Consider the following 543-nt stretch of genomic DNA (forward strand, 5'->3'; position numbering starts at 1 on the left):
GGCGATCATCACGCGCTGGCGCTGGCCGCCGGACAACTGGTGCGGATAGGCATCGAGGCGCTTGTGCGGATCGCGGATGCCGACCTCGTTGAGCAAGGCCAGCGTGCGCTCCTTGGCCGGGCGGTCGGCCGTGCCCTGGTGCAGCTTCAGGATCTCGACGATCTGCTGCTCGATCGTGTGCAGCGGATTGAGCGAAGTCATCGGCTCCTGGAAGATCATGGTGATCTTGTTGCCGCGCACCTGCCGCAACTGCTTCTCGTTCATCGCCAGCAGGTCGGCGCCCTGGAACAGGATCTTTCCCGAGGGATGGCTGGCGCTTGGATAAGGCAACAGCTTCAGCACCGAAAGCGCCGAGACCGATTTGCCGGAACCGGATTCGCCGACCAGCGCCACCGTCTCGCCCTTGGCGATGTCGAACGAGATGTGGTCGACCGCCGTCGACTGGCCGCCGCCCTGGCTGAAGGCGACGCTGAGGTCCTGTACGCTGAGCAAGGGGGCTTCGCTCATCTGAACGTCTTGCGCGGATCGAAGGCGTCGCGCGTC

1 protein-coding gene is annotated in these 543 nt (G+C 64.8%); it reads right to left on the reverse strand.

The window, feature by feature from the left end; translation table 11 throughout:
* Positions 1–507: ATP-binding cassette domain-containing protein (locus EN939_RS37275; RefSeq protein WP_127272141.1), on the reverse strand; the 507-nt coding region annotated here is incomplete at its 3' end.
* Positions 508–543: the final 36 nt, after the last annotated feature.

This window comes from Mesorhizobium sp. M7A.F.Ca.CA.002.05.1.1, from assembly GCF_003998335.1.
Classification (GTDB): Bacteria; Pseudomonadota; Alphaproteobacteria; order Rhizobiales; family Rhizobiaceae; genus Mesorhizobium.